The following is a 16,116-nucleotide window of genomic DNA, read 5'->3' on the forward strand; positions in this document are numbered from 1 at the left end:
CACCTATCCTGTGAAGTTGAACGTCCGTGGATCGGGACCCAGTCGCGTTCCGTCGCCGAGCGACGAGATGGACGCCATGTCCTGCTCGCTCAGCTCGAAATCGAACACGTCGAAGTTACTCACAATTCGCTCGGGGGTCACCGACTTCGGGATGACTATATTGCCGAGTTGGATATGCCACCTAATCAGTACCTGGGCTGGCGTTTTGCGGTGGCTGTCGGCGACGCCCGTCACCGTCGGGTTGCTCAACAGCGATCCCTGCCCGAGCGGGCTCCACGCCTCTGTCGCGATGCCCAGTTGGGCGTGCATCTCACGCAACTCCTGTTGCTGCAGCAGCGGATGCAGTTCGATCTGGTTGACCGAGGGCACGATTCCGGTGGCGTCGATCAGGATCCGCAGGTGTTCGGGCTCGAAGTTGCTCACCCCGATCGACCGGATGCGGCCCTGGTCGCGGAGGTGAGCGAAGGCCTTGAAGGTGTCGACGAACGCGTTCTTCGCGGGCATCGGCCAGTGGATCAGGTACAGATCCAGGTAGTCCATTCCGAGACGTTCCATGCTGGCGTCGAACGCAGCAAGCGTGCTGTCGTAGCCCTGGTCGGCGTTCCAGAGCTTGGTGGTGACGAAGACGTCTTCTCGCGGCAGACCGGATGCCACCACCGCCTTACCGACCTCGCGTTCGTTGAAGTAACCTGCGGCCGTGTCCACGTGGCGGTACCCGGCCTCCAGTGCGGTCCTGACGGCACGCTCCGTTTCTTCCGGCGGCGTCTGCCAGACACCGAGCCCCACCTGAGGCATCGAAGTTCCGTCGTTGAGCGTGATCAAGGGAGCAGCCATGACTCAAAGTCTGCCAGCACCGGCGGCGGCCCGCGTCGCGGCGCGGCCCGCCAAGCCGCCGATCGTCAACGCGGTCTCCGCCGCCACGTTGCGGGTGCTGCCCCGGATTCCGGATGCGGTGAAACGGCTTCTGCTGGGCGGGCGTTCCATCACGATCGATGGCAACACGCTGGACACGACGTTGCAGTTGTTGCTCGCCGGGATGACGGTCGCGGGCCTGAACTGTCTCATCGCCGACAGGGACGTCGCGGTGGCGAGGGCACAGTTGCGCGTCACCGCCGCAGGCTTCAAGCAGAACATCCCCGTCGCGTCGGTGACCAATCTCTCGCTTCCGGGGCCGGCCGGCCCGATCGGCGCGCGGCATTACCGGCCCGTCGACGGTGACGGCGAACCGTTGCTGGTCTTCTATCACGGCGGCGGCCAGGTCATCGGTGACCTCGACGTACACGACGACGTGTGCCGGCTCATCTGCCGCGACGGCAGGCTGCACGTGTTGTCGGTGGATTACCGCCTCGCGCCCGAGCACAAGGCACCCGCCGGAGCCGACGACGCGTACGCCGCGTTTCGGTGGGCCCTCGACCACGCCGGTGAGTTGGGCGCCGACCCGGGCCGGGTGGCCGTCGGCGGTGACAGCGCCGGAGGCAACCTCGCCGCCCTGGTGTCGCTGCGGGCGCGCGACGAGGGCGGCCCGCTGCCCGCGTTGCAGTTCCTGCTGTATCCGGTCACCGATTACAGCGGCCAGACCCGGTCGCAGACGCTGTTCGCCGACGGGTTCTTCCTGACCAAACAGGACATCGACTTCTGCAGGCACCAGTTCGTGGAAGGCGCCGCCGTCGACGCCACCGATCCGCGGGTGTCTCCGCTGCTCGCCGACGATTTCTCCGGTCTGCCGCCCGCGTTGCTGCTGACCGCGGGCTTCGACCCGCTGCGTGACGAGGGCAGGCAGTACGCGGACGCGCTGCGTCAGGCCGGTGTGCCGGTCGATTTCCGCGAGTTCGGTTCCCTCATCCACGCGTTCGCCAATTTCTTCCCGCTGGGCGGGGGCAGCACGGCGGCGATGACCGAAACCGTCTCTGCCCTGCGGGCCCATCTCGCCCGCGCCTGAAATCCGCGCTGTACGCCGCCGGTACTCTTGACCCGTGGCGACCAAACCCAAGAAACCAGCCAGCTACGACCTGAAGGCGGCCGACCGCAAGCGCAACCTGGCGATCCAGATCGGGCTGACCTCGATCGTGGTGATCTTCGCCGTCGTGCTGGTGGGTTACATCGTCTTGTCCAACGACAAGAAGCCCGAGTCCGGTGAGACCAAGGCCGTCCGCGTGGCGTCGAGCAACGTCATCAAGAAGGAAGGCAGCGACGAACCCAAGGTCGTGCTGTCCATGTACGAAGACTTCCTCTGCCCGCACTGCGGCGTGTTCGAGCAGCAGTTCGGGCCGACGGTGAACAAACTCATCGACACCGGTGCGGTGGCCGCCGACTACTACATGGTCGCGATCCTGGATCGCCAGGGTGACGGCTATTCGTCCCGCGCCGCGAACGCCGCCTATTGCGTCGCCGATGAATCCAACGAAGCTTTCCGTCGGTTCCACGCCGCGCTGTTCGCCCAGCAACCCCAGGAGGGCGCCGCCTCGTATCCGGACAACGCGCGGCTGATCGAGATTGCCCGTCAGGCCGGTGTCACAGGCAAAGTGCCGGACTGCATCAACAAGGGCCGCTACACCGAGATGGCGCAGGGCCTGGCCCAGGCCGCGGGTATCCAGGCGACGCCGACCATCAAGATCAACGGGCAGGAATACTCGCCGACGACGCCTGACGCGCTGGTCGCCAAGGTCAAAGAGATCGTCGGCAACGTGCCCGGTCTCGACGGTCCGGCACCGGCCGCTCCGGCTCCCGCACCAGCACAGGCACCGGCACCCGCGCCATGACCGCGACCGCGCCTAGCGACGTCCAGCCCACCCCGGCCGCGGCGAATGCGCCGAACCGGGTGCCGGTGCGCAGAGCGAGCGCGGTCTGGATCCTGATCGCGGGCGTGGTCGGCCTCGCCGCAGCGCTCACGCTGACGGTCGAAAAGATCGAAATCCTGATCAACCCGGCCTACGTCCCGTCGTGCAGCATCAACCCCGTCCTTTCGTGCGGTTCGGTGATGGTCACCCCGCAAGCGTCGGCGTTCGGGTTCCCCAACCCGCTGATCGGCATCGTGGCGTTCACGGTCGTGGTGGTGACCGGGGTGCTCGCGCTGGCGAATGTGCGACTGCCGCGTTGGTACTGGGCCGGCCTGGCGGGCTGCACGCTGCTGGGCCTGGTGTTCGTGCACTGGCTGATCTTCCAGAGCCTCTACCGCATCGGCGCGCTGTGCCCGTACTGCATGGCGGTATGGGCGGTGACCATCACGCTGTTCTGCGTGGTCGCCTCGATCGCGCTGCAACCGCTGCAGTCGAATGCGGTGGCCAGGGTGGTGTACACGTGGCGATGGTCGCTGGTCGCGCTGTGGTTCACCGCGCTGATCCTCATGATTCTGGTGCGCTTCTGGGACTACTGGTCCACCCTGCTCTGACCGCGGGACACCACAGCGCCGCAGGGCGATAGGGTCAGCAGGTGATTTCGAAGGTCTTGGTCGCCAACCGCGGGGAGATCGCGATCCGCGCCTTCCGCGCGGCCTACGAGATGGGCATCGCGACGGTAGCCGTCTATCCGTACGAGGATCGCAATTCGTTGCATCGGCTCAAGGCCGACGAGTCGTATCAGATCGGCGAGAAGGGCCACCCGGTCCGGGCGTATCTGTCGGTCGACGAGATCGTCCGGGTGGCCCGCGAGGCCGGCGCCGATGCGATCTATCCGGGCTACGGCTTCCTGTCCGAGAATCCGGACCTCGCCGCCGCATGCGCCGCCGAGGGCATCACGTTCGTCGGGCCCAGCGCCGAGATCCTGGAGTTGGCGGGCAACAAGTCGCGGGCGATTGCGGCGGCCAGGGCGGCAGGGTTGCCGGTGCTGAACTCGTCGGCGCCGTCGGCGTCGGCCGACGAGTTGATGGCGGCCGCGCAGGGGATGGACTTCCCGCTGTTCGTCAAGGCGGTGTCGGGCGGCGGTGGGCGCGGGATGCGGCGCGTCGCCGACCTGGCGTCGCTGCCGGAGGCGATCGAGGCTGCCTCGCGGGAAGCCGAGTCGGCGTTCGGCGACCCGACGTTGTACCTCGAGCAGGCGGTGATCAACCCACGCCACATTGAAGTGCAGATCCTGGCCGACACGCACGGCAACGTGATGCACCTGTTCGAACGCGACTGCAGCGTGCAGCGTCGGCACCAGAAGGTCATCGAACTGGCGCCCGCGCCGAACCTGGCCGACGAACTGCGAACCCAGATCTGCGCCGACGCCGTGGCGTTCGCCCGCCAGATCGACTACACCTACGCGGGCACCGTCGAGTTCCTGCTCGACGAGCGCGGCCACTACGTGTTCATCGAGATGAACCCGCGCATCCAGGTCGAACACACCGTGACCGAGGAGATCACCGACGTCGACCTGGTCGCCAGCCAGATGCGCATCGCCGACGGTGAGACGTTGGAAAGCCTTGGGCTGAGCCAGGATTCGCTGCAGCTGCACGGTGCTGCGATGCAGTGCCGGATCACCACCGAGGATCCCGCCAACGGATTCCGGCCCGACACCGGCCGGATCACCGGCTACCGGACGCCCGGCGGGGCCGGGATCCGGCTCGACGGCGGCACGCATCTGGGCGCCGAGATCAGCGCGCACTTCGACTCGATGCTGGTCAAGCTGACTTGTCGGGGCAGGGATTTCTCCACCGCGGTGGCCAGGTCGCGCCGCGCGCTGGCCGAGTTCCGGATCCGCGGCGTGTCGACGAACATCCCGTTCCTGCAGGCGGTGGTCAACGACGCCGACTTCCGCGCAGGCCGCGTCACAACCTCGTTCATCGACGAGCGGCCCTATCTGCTGACCGCGCGCACCCCCGCCGACCGCGGCACCAAGATCCTGAACTACCTCGCCGATGTCACGGTCAACCAGCCGCACGGCGCGCGACCGTCGACGATCTATCCGCACGACAAGCTGCCGCAGACCGATCTGGACGCGGCGCCGCAGCGCGGCAGCAAGCAACTGCTCACCGAACTCGGGCCCGACGGCTTCGCCCGGTGGATGCGTGACTCGAAATCCGTCGGCCTCACCGACACGACGTTCCGCGACGCGCACCAGTCACTGCTGGCTACCCGGCTACGCACCACCGGCCTGCTTATGGTCGCGCCGTACGTCGCGCGGATGACCCCGCAACTGTTGAGCATCGAGTGCTGGGGTGGGGCGACTTACGATGTGGCGCTTCGGTTTTTGAAGGAAGACCCGTGGGAGCGGCTGGCCGCGCTGCGCGAAGCGGTGCCCAACATCTGCCTGCAGATGCTGCTGCGGGGACGCAACACTGTCGGCTACACGCCGTACCCGGAGACGGTCACCCACGCGTTCGTCGCGGAGGCCACCGCCACCGGCATCGACATCTACCGCATATTCGACGCGTTGAACAACGTCGACTCGATGCGGCCCGCGATCGACGCGGTGCGGGAAACCGGAACTGCGGTAGCCGAAGTCGCGATGAGCTACACCGGCGATCTGTCCGACCCCGGCGAGAATCTCTACACGCTGGACTACTACCTCAAGCTGGCCGAGCAGATCGTCGAGGCAGGCGCCCACGTGCTGGCGATCAAAGACATGGCGGGGCTGCTGCGTCCACAGGCTGCCCATCAGTTGGTCACCGCGCTGCGCAGCCGTTTCGATCTGCCGGTGCACGTGCACACCCACGACACCCCCGGTGGACAGTTGGCCACCTATCTGGCGGCCTGGCAGGCCGGTGCCAACGCCGTCGACGGCGCCTCGGGACCGCTGGCGGGCACCACCAGCCAGCCGTCGCTGTCATCGATCGTGGCGGCCACCGCACACACCGAATACGACACCGGTCTGTCGTTGTCGGCGGTCTGCGATCTGGAGCCGTACTGGGAGGCGCTGCGAAAGGTGTACGCGCCGTTCGAGTCTGGTATCCCTGGCCCGACGGGGCGGGTGTACACCCACGAGATCCCCGGCGGGCAGCTGTCGAATCTGCGCCAGCAGGCCATCGCGTTGGGGCTCGGCGACCGGTTCGAGGAGATCGAGGCCAGCTACGCCGCCGCCGACCGTCTGCTGGGCAGGCTGGTCAAGGTGACCCCGTCGTCGAAGGTGGTCGGTGATCTGGCTTTGGCGTTGGTCGGGGCGGGGGTGTCGGCCGACGAATTCGCCTCCGATCCCGCGAAATTCGACATTCCGGACTCGGTCATCGGCTTCCTGCGCGGTGAGCTCGGCGAGCCGCCGGGCGGCTGGCCGGAGCCGCTGCGCACCAAGGCGTTGGCCGGGCGGCCACCGGCCAAGCCGACCGAGGAACTGTCCGCCGAGGACGAGGCGGCGCTCAACGAAGCGGGCCCGACGCGGCAGGCCGCGCTGAACCGGTTGTTGTTCCCCGGCCCGACAAAGGAATTCGAGGCGCACCGGGAAACCTACGGCGACACCACGAGCCTGTCGGCCAACCAGTTCTTCTACGGTCTGCGCCAGGGTGACGAGCATCGGGTCAAGCTGGAACGCGGCGTCGAGTTGTTGATCGGACTCGAGGCCGTTTCCGAAGCCGACGAACGCGGGATGCGCACCGTGATGTGCCTTCTCAACGGCCAACTGCGACCGGTCGTCGTGCGCGACCGCAGCATCGCCAGCGACATCCCGGCCGCCGAGAAGGCCGACCGTGCCAACCCCGACCACGTCGCGGCGCCGTTCGCCGGTGTGGTCACCGTCGGCGTGTCCGACGGCGATCAGGTCGAAGCCGGGCAGACCATCGCCACCATCGAGGCGATGAAGATGGAAGCCGCGATCACGGCGCCCAAGGCGGGCAAGGTCAGCCGGGTCGCGGTGTCGGCCACCGCGCAGGTCGAAGGCGGTGACCTGCTGGCGGTGATCAGCTGACCCGCATTGTCGCCGGCGCGTACGGCGGTCGGCGAATCACCGTGCCGCGCACGGGAACTCGTCCGACCACCGATCGGGTGCGCGAGTCGTTGTTCAACGTGCTCACGTCCCGCATCGATTTCTCGGGCGCCGCGGTGCTCGACCTCTACGCGGGCTCAGGTGCGCTCGGACTCGAGGCGCTGTCGCGGGGCGCGGCGTCGGCGGTGTTCGTCGAATCCGACGCCCGCGCCGCGGCGGTCATCGCTGCGAACATCGCCGCGCTCGGCGCCCGGTCCGCAGACGTGCGCCGCGGACCGGTCGTCGCCGTGTTGGCAGGCGGCGCACCGCGGGCGGTGGATCTGGTGTTCGCCGACCCGCCGTACGACGTGCCTGCCACCGACATCGAGGCGATCCTGACCGGGCTGGACACCGGGGGATGGGTCCGCGGCGGCACCGTCGTCGTCGTGGAACGTGCCGCATCGGGTCCGGAGTTGGGCTGGCCCGACGGATGGCAGCCGTGGCCGTCGCGTCGGTACGGCGACACCCGCATCGAGTTGGCCGAGCGCACCTAGCCGACCCCTGTAGCGTCTTCGATCATGAGTGGCGCCGTCTGCCCAGGCTCCTTCGACCCGGTCACCCTCGGTCATGTCGACATCTTCGAGCGCGCGGCCGCTCAGTTCGACGAGGTCGTGGTCGCGGTGCTGATCAATCCCAACAAACAGGGCATGTTCAGCCTCGACGAGCGCATCGCGATGATCGAAGAGTCGACGTCGCACCTGCCCAACCTGCGGGTCGAGTCGGGGCAGGGATTGGTGGTCGACTTCGTCAAGGCCCGCGGACTGACCGCGATAGTCAAGGGGTTGCGCACCGGCACCGACTTCGAATACGAACTGCAGATGGCACAGATGAACAAGCACATCGCAGGCGTGGACACGTTTTTCGTCGCGACCACTCCGCGGTATTCGTTCGTGTCGTCGTCGTTGGCCAAAGAGGTGGCCACGCTGGGCGGCGACGTCTCCGCGCTGCTGCCCGAGCCGGTCAACGTGCGCCTGCAGGACAAGCTGAACGCGCAACGCAAGGGTTAATCTACGTCCTCCGCGGGTAGGCGTTGGGTGGCGCTCAGCCCCGTTGCGCCCAGTCAAACCCACGAATAGCGGAGGTGTATCGCCGTGGTCGAAACATTCGTTCAGTCGACGGACGACGTCGTGAAGTTCCTCAAGGATCAGCACAACCTGATCAAGGACATGTTCGAGGAGGTCTTCTCGGCATCCGAGCCGAAGGCCCGCGAAAAGGCGTTCATGGACTTGCGTCAGTTGTTGGCGGTGCATGAGACGGCCGAGGAGATGGTGGTGCACCCGCGGGCGCGGCGCGAAGTCGCCAATGGCGATGAGATAGTGGACGCCCGGTTGGAAGAGGAGCACGAGGCCAAGAAACAGCTCTCCAACCTGGAGAGCATGGACGTCTCGTCCAAGGAATTCATCGACGAATTGACGAAGTTCCGCGACGCCGTGGTCGACCATGCCGAACACGAAGAGAACGAAGAGTTCAACAAGCTTCAGCGCGAGTTGGACAAAGACGACCTCGGCAGGATGGCCAAGGCGGTGCAGGCGGCCGAGGCGATCGCCCCGACCCGTCCGCACGCCGGTGTCGAGTCGGCGAAGATGAACTTTGCTGCGGGGCCGTTTGCCTCGATGCTCGACAGGGCCCGCGACCTGATCAAACAGGCCACCTCATAGTGTGCTGAACCCGACTGAAACCGTCCGCCACCTCGGGGGTGCGGGCGGTTTCAGTTTGCCGGACGGCTGCGGAGAAGCACGGTTGCCGCATGTTGACATAATGTCGGGAAAGCAATTCAGACGGGAGTTGCGGCCTGGAGAGTGCAGGCGCAGCAAAAGGGTCCAGCACGACACACCGGCCCGGAAGCTGAGTCACACGGGTAACACCAGGCACACTAGTAACTGTCAACTACGCCTGGAGGGTGTTGCCGTGTACCGAGTGTTTGAAGCGCTGGATGAACTGGGCGCGATTGTCGAAGAAGCCCGCGGCGTGCCGATGACGGCCGGCTGCGTGGTGCCCCGCGGCGATGTCCTCGAATTGATCGACGACATCAAGGACGCAATACCCGGCGAACTCGATGACGCGCAGGACGTGCTCGACGCCCGCGACGGGATGCTGCGCGAAGCCAAGGAACACTCCGACCAGATGGTGGCCACGGCCACCGCCGAGGCGGATTCGTTGATCAACCATTCGCGCGCCGAAGCCGACCGGCTGCTCGCCGACGCGAAGGCGCAGGCCGACCGGATGGTGGCAGAGGCCCGTCAGCACAGCGAGCGGATGGTCGCCGAAGCCCGCGATGAGGCGCAACGCATTCTCGCGACCGCCAAGCGTGAGTACGAGGCCAGCACCGGGCGCGCGAAGACCGAGGCCGACCGGCTGATCGAGAACGGCAACCTCGCCTACGAGAAGGCGGTCCAGGAAGGCATCAAGGAGCAGCAGCGGCTGGTGTCGCAGACCGAGATCGTGCAGACCGCGACCGCGGAGGCGACCCGACTAGTCGATTCGGCCCACGCCGAGGCCGACCGGCTGCGTGGCGAATGCGACATCTACGTCGACAACAAGCTCGCGGAGTTCGAAGACTTCCTCAACGGCACCATCCGATCGGTGGGCCGCGGACGTCACCAGCTGCGCACCGCGGCGGGCACACACGACTACGCCGCACGGTAGCCGGCCGTCGTCGCCGTAGAATCCACATCCATGGCGACGCATGCGAAGGCGGCGGCGCGCCGCGCGTCACGGTCGCCGCTGGTCATCAACATCTCGCGGCTCGGCCGTCGGCCGGGTTCGATGATGACGTTCAACGAAACGGTGCCCAGCCCGTCGCGCATCGGCCTGGACTTGATCGGGATCGACGAGGGCGCACCGTTGACGTTGGATCTACGCATCGAATCGGTGTCCGAAGGCGTGCTGGTCAGCGGGACGGTGTCGGCGCCGACGGCCGGTGAGTGCGCGCGCTGCCTGACCCCGATCACCGGCGACGTGGAAATCCAGCTCACTGAGCTGTTCGCCTACCCCGACAGCACCACCGACGCGACCACCGAGTCCGACGAGATCGGGCGGGTCGGCGCGTCGGGTGAGCCCGACACCGTGGATCTCGAGCAGCCGATCATCGATGCGATCGGGCTGGCGCTGCCGTTCTCACCGCTGTGCGGACCAGACTGTGCGGGGCTGTGCCCGCAGTGCGGGGTGCCGCTGGCCACCGCGGAGCCGGATCATCACCACGAGCAGATCGACCCGCGATGGGCCAAGCTCGCAGGTCTGCTGGACCAGGACGAGCCGTGACGGACCGGGGACCGCTGCTCAAAGCCTTGGGTGTCGACCTGCCCGCCGAACTGCTGACCATCGCGCTGACCCACCGCAGCTACTCCTACGAAAACGGCGGGCTGCCGACCAATGAGCGCCTCGAGTTCCTCGGCGACGCCGTGCTCGGCCTGACCATCACCGAAGAGCTCTACCACCGCCACCCCGACCGCTCGGAGGGCGATCTGGCCAAGCTGCGCGCCAGCATCGTCAACACCCAGGCGCTGGCCGACGTCGGACGCCAGCTCTCCGACGACGGCCTTGGCGCGTACCTGTTGTTGGGCAAGGGCGAGGAGCACTCCGGCGGCGCCGACAAGTCGAGCATCCTGGCCGACGGCGTCGAATCCCTTTTGGGCGCAATCTATTTGGAGCACGGCATCGCCGTCGCACGGGAAGTGATCATGCAGCTGTTCAGCACGCTGCTCGACACCGCCCCGACGCTGGGTGCCGGCCTGGACTGGAAGAGCAGCCTGCAGGAGCTGACCGCGTCGCGGGGCATGGGTGCGCCGTCGTATGTGGTGACCTCCACCGGCCCCGACCACGACAAGGAGTTCACCGCGACGGTGGTGGTCGCCGATGTCGAATACGGCAAGGGCGTCGGGCGGACCAAGAAGGAGGCCGAGTTGAAGGCCGCAGCCGCGGCGTGGACCGCGCTGTCCACCTCCGGTGTAGATGCCTGAGCTGCCCGAAGTCGAGGTCGTTCGGCGCGGATTGGCGGCCCACGTGACGGGCAGAACCATCACCGCCGTGCGGGTGCACCATCCGCGCGCGGTGCGCAGGCACGAGGCAGGTCCCGCCGACCTGACTGCCCGACTGCTCGACGCCAAGATCACCGGCACCGGGCGGCGGGGTAAGTACATGTGGCTGACGCTGGACGACGGGATCGACGAGCCTCTCGGGCGCGGAGAATCGGGCACAGCGTTGGTGGTGCATCTCGGCATGAGTGGGCAGATGTTGTTGGGTGAGGTGCCCAACGAGAACCATTTGCGCATCGCGGCACTGCTCGACGACGGCACCGCGCTGAGCTTCGTCGACCAACGCACGTTCGGCGGCTGGATGCTCGCCGAGCTGGTCACCGTGGACGGCACCGACGTGCCGACGCCCGTCGCGCATCTGGCTCGCGATCCGCTCGACCCTCGGTTCGACCGCGACGGTGTCGTTACGGTGTTGCGCCGCAAGCATTCTGAGATCAAGCGTCAACTGCTCGACCAGACCGTGGTGTCGGGCATCGGCAACATCTACGCCGACGAGGCGCTGTGGCGCGCGCGGGTCAACGGCGCGCGACTGGCGTCGTCGCTGTCGCGGGCGAAGCTGGCCGAACTGCTCGACGCCGCCGCGGAGGTGATGACCGACGCGCTCGGTGAGGGTGGCACGTCGTTCGACTCGCTGTACGTCAACGTCAACGGTGAATCCGGCTACTTCGACCGGTCGCTGGATGCCTACGGCCGCGAAGGTGAGCCGTGCCGGCGGTGTGGCGCGGTGATGCGGCGGGAGAAGTTCATGAACCGGTCGTCGTTCTACTGCCCGAAATGCCAACCGGCCCCGCGGGTCCGCCGGGAATAAGCTGCCGCGACAGACCGTGTTTGTACGTAGACACGCCGTGAATGTGTGGCATTTTGCGGTCTCTCGCGAGGAAGAGGAGTCATGACCGAACTGTGGGTTGAGCGCACCGGCGTGCGCAGCTACACCGGGCGCAGCACGCGCGGCGCGGAGGTGCTCGTCGGCAACGAGGACGTCGAAGGCGTCTTCACCCCCGGCGAGCTGATGAAGATCGCGCTGGCGGCTTGCAGCGGGATGGCCAGTGATGCGCCGCTGCGTCGACGCCTCGGCGACGACTACCAGACGACGATCAAAGTGTCCGGTGCCGCCGACCGCGACCAGGAGCGCTACCCGCTGCTCGAGGAGCGCATGGAACTCGACCTGTCGGGACTGTCTGCCGACGAGGTGGCGCGGGTACTCACGGTCGTCGAGCGGGCGATCGATCAGGTGTGCACGGTCGGCCGCACGCTGAAGTCTGGGACCAAAGTGACGTTTGAGGTCGGTGATGCAGGAGTTAGCTGAGGTACGGCTGACGGCATGGGTGCACGGCTATGTCCAGGGGGTCGGGTTCCGATGGTGGACCCGCTCCAGGGCGTTGGAACTCGGCCTGGTCGGATACGCCTCGAACAGGCCCGATGGTCGCGTCCAAGTGGTCGCCCAGGGCCCTCGGGAGGCCTGCGAACGGCTGCTTGACCTGCTGCAAAGCGGCAACACCCCGGGTCGCGTCGACAAAGTCATCGCCGACTGGTCAGAACCTGGCGACTCGCTTCAGGGGTTCACCGAACGTTAGCCTCCGCGGCGGTAGTGTGGCGCGTTGTGCACCTCAAGAGTCTGACGCTGAAGGGCTTCAAGTCCTTTGCCGCACCCACGACTCTGCGCTTCGAGCCCGGGATCACCTGCGTGGTCGGTCCGAACGGGTCGGGCAAGTCGAACGTGGTCGACGCACTCACCTGGGTGATGGGTGAGCACAGCGCCAAGACGCTGCGCGGCGGCAAGATGGAGGACGTCATCTTCGCCGGGACGTCGTCGCGGGCCCCGTTGGGCCGCGCCGAGGTCACCGTGACGATCGACAACTCCGACAACGCGCTGCCGATCGAGTACTCCGAGGTGTCGATCACCCGGCGGATGTTCCGCGACGGCGCCAGCGAATACGAAATCAACGGCAGCAGTTGCCGTTTGATGGATATCCAGGAACTGCTGTCGGACTCCGGCATCGGCCGCGAGATGCACGTCATCGTCGGCCAGGGCAAGCTCTCGGAGATCCTCGAGTCGCGCCCCGAAGATCGCAGGGCGTTCATCGAAGAGGCCGCGGGCGTGCTCAAGCACCGCAAGCGTAAGGAAAAGGCTGTCCGCAAGCTCGACTCGATGTCGGCAAACCTTGCTCGGTTGACCGACCTGACCACGGAGTTGCGCCGCCAACTCAAGCCGCTCGGCAGGCAGGCCGAGATGGCCAGGCGCGCCCAGACCATCCAGGCCGATCTGCGCGACGCCAGGCTCCGGTTGGCCGCCGACGACCTGGTCACCCGCAAGGCGGAGTTCGACAACACCGATCAGGCCGAGACCACGCTGCGCCGTGAACACGACGAGGCCGCGACGCTGCACGACGCCAAGACCGTCGAACTCAATGCGCACGAGGCGGCGGTCACCTCGCTCAGTGAGCGCGCAGATGCGGCGCAGCAGACGTGGTTCCGGCTGTCGGCGCTCGCCGAACGGGTCAGCGCGACTGTGCGCATCGCCACCGAGCGCGCACAACACCTCGAGGCCGAGCCGGACGTGTCCACCGGTCCCGACCCCGACGAACTCGAGGCCCAAGCCGACGAGGTCGCCGAACAGGAGCGGCGGCTGCTCGCCGAGCTGACCGAATCGCGGGCACACCTGGAGTCGGCGCGCGCCGAGCTCACCGAATGCGAGCGCGTGGCCGCCGAGGCCGAACGGGCTCATCTGGCCGCCGCCCGGGCGGAAGCCGACCGCCGAGAAGGTTTGGCGCGCTTGGCCGGACAGGTCGACACCATGCGAACCCGGGTCGAGTCGATCGACGAGACGGTGGCGCGGTTGACGGGCGGCATCGAGGAGGCCGCCGCCAAGGCGCAACAGATGCAGGCAGAATTCGAGACCGTGCAGAGCCGCGTCGGCGAACTCGACGCCGGCGAGGTGGGTCTCGACGAACACCACGACCGCACGGTCGCCGCGCTGCGACTTGCCGACGAACGCGTCGCCGAATTGCAGGCCGCTGAACGCGCCGCCGAACGGCAGGTCGCCTCGCTGCGGGCCCGCATCGAGGCGTTGTCGGTCGGGCTGGACCGCAAGGACGGCGCCGCCTGGTTGCAGCAGAATCACAGTGGCGCAGGCATTTTCGGGTCGATCGCCGATCTGGTGAAGGTGCGGCCCGGATACGAGGTGGCGGTGGCCGCCGTGTTGGGCGCCGCCGCGGACGCCCTCGCCGCGGAGAACTTCGGCGCGGCCCGGTCGGCCGTCGCGGCGCTGAAGGAATCCGACGGCGGCCGGGCGGCCATCGTGCTGAGCGACTGGCCGCATCACCCTGCGCCGCGCGACCCGTTGCCGTACGGCGCGTCGTGGGCCGTCGACCTGGTCGAGGCGCCGTACCGGCTACAGGGCGCGATCATCGCGATGCTGTCCGGTGTCGTGGTGGTGGCCGACCTCGCCGCTGCGCTGGATCTCGTCGCGTCGCGGCCGCAACTGCGTGCCGTCACCAGCGACGGCGATCTTGTCGGCGCGGGCTGGGTCAGCGGCGGCTCTGACCGCAAACCCAGCACGCTGGAGATCACCTCCGAGGTGGAGAAGGCCCGCGCCGAACTGGCCGACGCCGAGCGTCAGTCGGCCGAGCTGTCTGCTGCGCTGTCGGGCGCGCTGACCGAGCAGACCGCCCGCCAGGACGCGGCCGAGCAGGCGTTGGCCGCGCTCAACGAATCCGACGCCGCGATCTCGGCGATCTATGAGCAACTCGGCAGGCTCGGGCAGGACGCCCGCGCGGCCGACGACGAGTGGCAGCGGCTGATCCAGCAGCGCGACGAGCTGGAGGCGGGTCGCAACCGCACCGTCGAGGAACTCGCCGAACTCGAGCAGCGGCTGCACAACGCGCAGCAGGAGCCGACCTTCGAAGCCGAGCCCGTCGACCGTCAGGCGTCGATGGCGGCCGCGGAGCACGCACGCGCCTTCGAAGTGGAGGCGCGGCTGGCGGTGCGTACCGCCGAGGAGCGAGCGAACGCTGTTCGGGGACGGGCGGATTCGCTGCGCCGGGCAGCGGCCGCCGAACGTGAGGCGCGGCTGCGGGCCCAGCGTGTACGCGAAGCCCGCGAACACGCCGCAGCGGTCGCGGCCGCGGTGGCCGAATCGGGACGTCTTGTCGCGCAACGGCTGAGCGCTGCGGTCGCCGTCGCGTCCCGCGCCCGCGACGAGGTCGCCGCCGAACGTCAGCACCGCGCCGGCGCGCTGACCAAGACGCGGGAAGAAGTCAACGAACTGTCCGCGAAGATCACCGCGATCACGGACGCGCTGCACCGCGACGAGGTGGCCAAAGCGCAAGCGGCGCTTCGCATCGAGCAACTCGAGGCGACGGTCCTTGAACAGTTCGGGATGGCGACCGCCGATCTGATCGCCGAGTACGGGCCCGACGTGCCGTTGCCGCCGTCGGATCTGGAGATGGCGGAGTACGAGCAGGCGCGTGAACGCGGCGAGCAGGTGACCGCGCCCGCACCGATGCCGTTCGACCGGCCCACCCAGGAGCGGCGCGCCAAGAAAGCCGAACGTGAGCTCAACGAACTTGGTCGCGTCAATCCTCTTGCGCTGGAAGAGTTCGCGGCGCTGGAGGAGCGCTACAACTTCCTGTCGACTCAACTCGAGGACGTCAAGGCGGCCCGTAAGGACCTGCTCGACGTCATCGCCGACGTCGACGAGCGCATCCTCCAGGTGTTCGCCGAGGCCTACGCCGACGTGGAGCGCGAATTCCAGACGGTGTTCGCCTCGCTGTTCCCCGGCGGCGAGGGAAGGCTGCTGCTCACCGATCCCGACGACATGCTGACCACAGGCATCGAGGTCGAGGCCCGGCCGCCCGGTAAGAAGATCAAGCGGCTGTCGCTGCTGTCCGGTGGCGAGAAGTCGCTGACCGCGGTGGCGATGCTGGTGGCGATCTTCCGGGCCCGGCCTTCACCGTTCTACGTGATGGACGAGGTCGAGGCGGCGCTCGACGACGTGAACCTGCGCCGGCTGCTCGGGCTGTTCGAACAGCTGCGGTCGCAGTCGCAGCTGATCGTGATCACGCACCAGAAGCCGACGATGGAGGTGGCCGACGCGCTGTACGGCGTCACGATGCGCGACGACGGCATCACCCAGGTGATCAGCCAGCGCATGCGCGGCCAGGAACTGGTCGGCGCCGCCGCATCCGCCAACTGATCGGCGATTTGTGTGCGT

At 67.5% G+C, this 16,116-nt stretch carries 15 protein-coding genes; 14 read left to right on the forward strand and 1 reads right to left on the reverse strand.

Going from position 1 to position 16,116, the window contains the following annotated elements; all coding sequences use genetic code 11:
* Positions 1-3 precede the first annotated feature (3 nt).
* Positions 4-834: an aldo/keto reductase gene (locus A5724_RS13750; RefSeq protein WP_067802297.1), complete on the reverse strand. Its 831-nt coding sequence runs from the start codon at positions 832-834 to the stop codon at positions 4-6.
* On the opposite strand from A5724_RS13750, the gene A5724_RS13755 reads away from it, so the two are divergent.
* The 14 genes from A5724_RS13755 to smc all read left to right on the forward strand — a co-directional run bounded on the left by A5724_RS13755 (position 833) and on the right by smc (position 16,098).
* On the forward strand, positions 833-1,939 hold the full coding sequence (locus A5724_RS13755; RefSeq protein ID WP_067802300.1) for an alpha/beta hydrolase: 1,107 nt from the start codon (positions 833-835) through the stop codon (positions 1,937-1,939). The genes A5724_RS13750 and A5724_RS13755 overlap by 2 nt on opposite strands.
* 34 nt (positions 1,940-1,973) lie before the next feature.
* A complete protein-coding gene (locus A5724_RS13760) occupies positions 1,974-2,759 on the forward strand; it encodes a thioredoxin domain-containing protein (RefSeq protein ID WP_067802303.1) in 786 nt (261 codons plus the stop codon).
* Positions 2,756-3,388 (forward strand): vitamin K epoxide reductase family protein, encoded by a 633-nt coding sequence (locus A5724_RS13765; protein ID WP_067802306.1) that lies wholly within the window; start codon positions 2,756-2,758, stop codon positions 3,386-3,388. The genes A5724_RS13760 and A5724_RS13765 overlap by 4 nt, the downstream gene beginning before the upstream one ends.
* Positions 3,389-3,429: 41 nt before the next feature.
* Positions 3,430-6,813 (forward strand): pyruvate carboxylase, encoded by a 3,384-nt coding sequence (locus A5724_RS13770; RefSeq protein WP_067802311.1) that lies wholly within the window; start codon positions 3,430-3,432, stop codon positions 6,811-6,813.
* Positions 6,810-7,364 (forward strand): 16S rRNA (guanine(966)-N(2))-methyltransferase RsmD, encoded by a 555-nt coding sequence (gene rsmD / locus A5724_RS13775; RefSeq protein ID WP_082965007.1) that lies wholly within the window; start codon positions 6,810-6,812, stop codon positions 7,362-7,364. The genes A5724_RS13770 and rsmD overlap by 4 nt, the downstream gene beginning before the upstream one ends.
* A gap of 24 nt (positions 7,365-7,388) precedes the next feature.
* Positions 7,389-7,877 (forward strand): pantetheine-phosphate adenylyltransferase, encoded by a 489-nt coding sequence (gene coaD / locus A5724_RS13780; protein ID WP_067802317.1) that lies wholly within the window; start codon positions 7,389-7,391, stop codon positions 7,875-7,877.
* Positions 7,878-7,961: 84 nt separating this feature from the next.
* Positions 7,962-8,528, forward strand: a complete 567-nt coding sequence (locus tag A5724_RS13785) for a hemerythrin domain-containing protein (RefSeq protein WP_067802320.1) — start codon at positions 7,962-7,964, stop codon at positions 8,526-8,528.
* Positions 8,529-8,778: 250 nt separating this feature from the next.
* Positions 8,779-9,516, forward strand: coding sequence for a cell division protein SepIVA (gene sepIVA, locus A5724_RS13790; protein ID WP_067802322.1), 738 nt, complete (start codon positions 8,779-8,781; stop codon positions 9,514-9,516).
* Positions 9,517-9,546: 30 nt separating this feature from the next.
* On the forward strand, positions 9,547-10,131 hold the full coding sequence (locus tag A5724_RS13795) for a DUF177 domain-containing protein (protein WP_067802325.1): 585 nt from the start codon (positions 9,547-9,549) through the stop codon (positions 10,129-10,131).
* Positions 10,089-10,829 carry a ribonuclease III gene (rnc, locus tag A5724_RS13800; RefSeq protein WP_067802328.1) on the forward strand — a complete coding sequence of 247 codons (741 nt, stop codon included), beginning with the start codon at positions 10,089-10,091 and terminating at the stop codon, positions 10,827-10,829. The genes A5724_RS13795 and rnc overlap by 43 nt, the downstream gene beginning before the upstream one ends.
* Positions 10,822-11,712: a bifunctional DNA-formamidopyrimidine glycosylase/DNA-(apurinic or apyrimidinic site) lyase gene (gene mutM / locus A5724_RS13805; RefSeq protein ID WP_067802332.1), complete on the forward strand. Its 891-nt coding sequence runs from the start codon at positions 10,822-10,824 to the stop codon at positions 11,710-11,712. Before rnc ends, mutM begins: the two co-directional genes overlap by 8 nt.
* An 81-nt stretch (positions 11,713-11,793) precedes the next feature.
* Entirely contained in the window at positions 11,794-12,210 is a 417-nt protein-coding gene (locus tag A5724_RS13810) for an OsmC family protein (protein WP_067802335.1), read from the forward strand.
* The gene (locus tag A5724_RS13815) at positions 12,194-12,478 is read left to right on the forward strand and encodes an acylphosphatase (protein ID WP_067802338.1); all 285 of its coding nucleotides are present in this window, start codon (positions 12,194-12,196) and stop codon (positions 12,476-12,478) included. Before A5724_RS13810 ends, A5724_RS13815 begins: the two co-directional genes overlap by 17 nt.
* A 26-nt stretch (positions 12,479-12,504) precedes the next feature.
* Positions 12,505-16,098 carry a chromosome segregation protein SMC gene (smc, locus tag A5724_RS13820; protein WP_067802341.1) on the forward strand — a complete coding sequence of 1,198 codons (3,594 nt, stop codon included), beginning with the start codon at positions 12,505-12,507 and terminating at the stop codon, positions 16,096-16,098.
* Positions 16,099-16,116: the final 18 nt, after the last annotated feature.

Source organism: Mycobacterium sp. ACS1612 (assembly GCF_001667505.1).
In the GTDB taxonomy this organism is placed as follows: Bacteria; Actinomycetota; Actinomycetes; order Mycobacteriales; family Mycobacteriaceae; genus Mycobacterium.